4 protein-coding genes are annotated in these 4,209 nt (G+C 60.1%); 2 read left to right on the top strand and 2 right to left on the bottom strand.

What is annotated here, in order from left to right; all coding sequences use genetic code 11:
* Window positions 1-848, bottom strand: an 848-nt coding sequence (locus ACFFAR_RS26295; RefSeq protein WP_375508750.1) for an aconitase family protein, incomplete at its 3' end; no start/stop codon positions are given.
* 221 nt (window positions 849-1,069) lie between these two features.
* Here ACFFAR_RS26295 and ACFFAR_RS26290 point away from each other — a divergent pair.
* Entirely contained in the window at window positions 1,070-2,284 is a 1,215-nt protein-coding gene (locus ACFFAR_RS26290) for an MFS transporter (protein WP_061999315.1), read from the top strand.
* Between the two features lie 6 nt (window positions 2,285-2,290).
* Here ACFFAR_RS26290 and ACFFAR_RS26285 read toward each other — a convergent pair whose 3' ends face one another.
* Window positions 2,291-3,028 carry an IclR family transcriptional regulator gene (locus ACFFAR_RS26285; protein ID WP_061999314.1) on the bottom strand — a complete coding sequence of 246 codons (738 nt, stop codon included), beginning with the start codon at window positions 3,026-3,028 and terminating at the stop codon, window positions 2,291-2,293.
* A 185-nt stretch (window positions 3,029-3,213) separates the two neighbouring features.
* Here ACFFAR_RS26285 and ACFFAR_RS26280 point away from each other — a divergent pair.
* Window positions 3,214-4,209: CaiB/BaiF CoA transferase family protein (locus ACFFAR_RS26280; RefSeq protein ID WP_375508749.1), on the top strand; the 996-nt coding region annotated here is incomplete at its 3' end.

Here is a 4,209-nt window from a genome sequence, read left to right as displayed (position 1 = left end):
AATGCGCCTGGATCAGAAGGTAGCGTGCGCCAGTGCGCCACCGCCATGTCGAACATCGACCCACTCGGCGCCCGGTCGCGTCCCTCGAGATACGCGTACGTGGTGTCGTCGGGCGCAATCATTCCGACCTTCGCGCCGAGCTCTATGGAGAGATTGCAAAGCGTAAGGCGCGCTTCGATGTCCAGCGCCCGTACCGTTGAACCAGCGTATTCGACGGCATACCCCGTTCCCGCCTTGGCCCCGAGTTTGCCGATCAAATACAACACCAGGTCTTTCGCCGTGACGCCGTCCTGCAGCGGACCGTCGAAGGTGACGCGCAGCGTCTTTGGCTTCTGCTGCCAAAGCGTCTGCGTGGCAAGGGCATGCACCAGCTCGGACGCGCCAATGCCAAACGCCAGCGCGCCAAGAGCGCCATTCGTGCATGTATGACTGTCGCCGCAGACCAGCGTGCTGCCCGGCAAGACGATCCCGAGCTCTGGCCCCATCACGTGAACGATACCGTGCCCGATCTCACCGGTATCGAAGAAACGGATGCCTTGCGCGGCCGAACGTCCCTTCAGACCTGCCCACAACTTTGCGCCGCCGGGATACGTTTGACCGGTTCTCCCCGGCGCGCTCGATACGGCGTGATCGGGCGTGGAAAACGAAAGCTCAGGATGCCGAACCGATAAGCCACGTTGCTCCAGCGCCGTCAGTGCGTTATTGCCGGACAGATCGTGCAACAACATCCGGTCGATGTGAAGCAGCGTCCACGCGTTGTCTGTGACCGTGATCGCATGCGCATCCCAGACTTTGTCGAACAGCGTTCTAACGGCGGCGTGCCGGTTAAGGCTTTCAATTTTATTCATGGACCTTCCTTCATCCGATGCGGGCGCAACGCGCGCCTGAACATTCTGCTATTGATTTCCGCGCAGGAAAAACGCGGGTAATCCCTGCCTCAAACGTGCTTGCAGCGCGCAGACGGCTCCCATAAACTCCGAATAGACAGTATGTCTGTTTTTAAGACCGACAATCCAGAATCATCACCCGTCGAGAATCCAGATCTGTCGAAAAATCACATGGAGAAGACATGAGCCTTAGGTACAAGCTGCTGATGCTGACGTGGCTGCTGCAGTTCGTGAACTACCTGGACCGGGTCAGCATCTCGGTAGCCGCACCGTCGATGATGAAAGCCTTGCACCTCGACGCCGCCCAGCTTGGCGTGATCTTCGCCGCGTTCGCGCTTGGCTACGCGCTGATGCAACTGCCGGGCGGCATGCTGTCGGACCGCTTCGGCACAAAGGCCCTGCTGGTCGTCGCGCCGCTCCTGTTCTCGCTGTTCACGGGATTGACCGGTCTGGTGTCGACCGTGACGGCAATGGTGGTCGTGCGCTTCTGCTTTGGATTGTCAGAGGGATCGTGCAATGCAGCGGTCTACAAACTGGTCGCTGACAACTTCAGCTCGAAGGACGCCGCCCGCGCGCACAGTGTGTGGCTGAGCGCGCTCGCAATCGGTCCGGCGGTGGTCGCGCCGGTCGTCGTTTGGCTGCTCGTGCGCGGTCCGTGGCAGCACGTATTTTTCTACTTCGCGATCCCCGGCGTGATCGTCTCAATTCTGATCTACGCGATGATTCCGCCGCAAGTCGCGGGCGCGAAATCATCGCTGGCGGAACGTGCGGAACGTCGCGCACACTGGAAGACATTCATCAGACTGAAGAGCACGTGGCTGCTGTTTTTCGGATACATGACGTTCAGCATCGGGTATTGGGGCTTCCTCGGCTGGGTGCCGAGCTATCTTTCGGCACAACGGCATATCGATTTGAAGGCGCTCGGCTTTGCGGCATCGATCCCGTACCTGTTCGGTTTTCTTGGACTGATCGTTTTCGGCACGCTGGGGAGCGGCACGCTGCATCGCAAGCGTCCAGTCATGCTTGCGCTTGGCTACACCGGCACCGCGATCGCGCTGTACTTCACTTTCACCGCCGACGACCCCGCAATGTGCATCGCCGGCCTCTCAGCTGCGGCTTTCCTGCTCTACGGCAGCCTTTCGCCGTACGCCGGTCTCGTCGCGCACCTTGCGCCCGAAGGCGCGCGCGGCGGCTATGCCGGCTTCATCAACACGGGCGGACAGATTGGCGGGTTGACGGCGCCCTTGGTGGTAGGCGCGATCGTGAAGACGAGCGGGTCGTACAACGGCGGGTTCATCTTCATGATCGGCGCACTGCTGATCGGCGCCGTGTGCTTTGCATTCCTCCAGACGCAGATGTCGCGACGCGCAGTACCGCTCGTGAACGCGCAAGCCTAGAGCGCATCAGCGCATGACATCGCTTGGCGCGAATGGCGGTTCGAACAGTGCAGGATCACCGCCGAGCGCAGTAGTCAGCTCGGCGCCGGCTCGCATCACGAACGGCAGATAGAGTTTGAATTCCTTCTTGTCGAACCGGTAGCGAGGAATGCCCAGCGATATCGCACATATCAGTTTCTGCCCCACACCGAACACGGGCACTGCAATGGCAGCGCTCTCGGCATCGCGTTCACCAAGGGACACGGCATAGCCCGCGTCACGGACTTTCTTGAGCGTCGCGCCCTTGTCGCCTGCGAAGGCGAGCAGCACTTTGCCGGCGGCGCCCTTTTCGAGCGTGAGACGCTCTCCTTCGCGCACATGCATACGTACGGAGCGTTGCCATTCCAGCCGATAAAGACACAGGCGCACGTCGTCTTCCCTGACGTAGACAGCCGCGGTCTCGCCTGTCTGCTTGACCAGTTCGCGAAGCACCGGCAACGCGTAGTCCTGCAGCCGGAACGAGCCCTGGTAGATCATGCCGAGATGGAACAGCGTGGGGCCGAGCATGTAGCGGCCATCGGCAAGACGCTTGAGGTAGCCGAAGCTTTCCAGCGACTCGCACAAACGAAGGATGGTGCTGTGATAGAGACCCGTTGCCGCCGTGAGATCGGCGAGCGTCATGCCGTCGACGCTTTCTTCGAACGCCTTGAGAATGCTCAGCGCCCTGTTCACGGCTGCTACGCCTGTATCGGCTGGATTTGCCATGTCGTGTTGCCAATGATTTCGTTCGTCAATGTTATGCGGGGTCAGCGTCTCGCGCCCCGCGCGCGGCCTAAAATTAAAGCAATTCAGGGCACTCCGCAAGGCGCGGCCGTTTGCTTAAATAGACATCATGTCTATTTCTGTGTAACCTGAATTCAGTGCCTCAATGCGCAACGCTCGGGAAACCCATGTCAAAGCTGCACAAGAAGGAATTCTCACACGATGAAAACGGCCCGCTGCAGGGCTTGAGGGTCGTGGACCTGTCGCGCCTCGTGGCTGGCAATATGCTGACTCTGCAGCTTGCCGATTTCGGTGCAGATGTCGTCAAGGTCGAGCCCATTGCCGGCGATACCTTGCGTGCGTTCAAGACTGACGGCTACGAGATATTCTGGAAGACGTATGCGCGCAACAAAAAGAGCGTGTGCGTCGACTTCCGTCGCAAGGAAGCAATCGAACTCATAGCGCGCATGATCGACGATGCCGACGTGCTCGTCGAAAGTTTCCGACCGGGCACGCTGGAGGAAATGGGACTCGCGCCCGCAAGACTCCACGAACGCAATCCACGGCTCGTCATTGCGCGGATTTCGGGCTGGGGGCAAACCGGCATCTTCCGGAACAAACCTGGTTTCGGCACTTTGGTGGAAGGGTATTCCGGCTTTGCGTCAATGAATGGCTTCGCTGATCGTGAACCGGTGCTGCCGCCCATGTTCCTCGGTGACATGACAACCGGCATCTATGGCGCCAATGCGGTGATGATGGCGCTCTGGCATACACGGGTGAACGGCGGTTGCGGGCAAGTGCTCGACATTTCTCTCTTCGAACCGACGCTCTCGATTCTCGGGCCGCAGGTTGCAAACTTCAAGCTCAATGGCCGCATCAAGCCGCGCACCGGCAGCCGCTCTGGCACGACGGCGCCGCGCAATACCTACAAGACGGCGGATGGAAAATGGCTCTGCATTTCGACCTCGACACAGTCGATGGCGCAACGGCTGTTCGCGACCATCGGCAAGCCCGAACTGACCAGCGATGTGCGCTATGCAACCAACGCCGCTCGGGTGGCCCATGTGGAAGAGATCGATCGCATCGTAGGCGGGTTTATCGGCGAGCGGACGCTGAGTGAGAATCGCGCACTGTTCGATGCCGCCGATGTCACGGCCGGACCGGTGTTCGACGCGTCGGACCTG

Origin of the sequence: uncultured Caballeronia sp., from assembly GCF_964243625.1 — a bacterium.
Classification (GTDB): Bacteria; Pseudomonadota; Gammaproteobacteria; order Burkholderiales; family Burkholderiaceae; genus Caballeronia.
The sequence above is the reverse complement of the archived record's forward strand: the minus strand, read 5'-3'. Positions and strand labels throughout refer to the sequence as shown.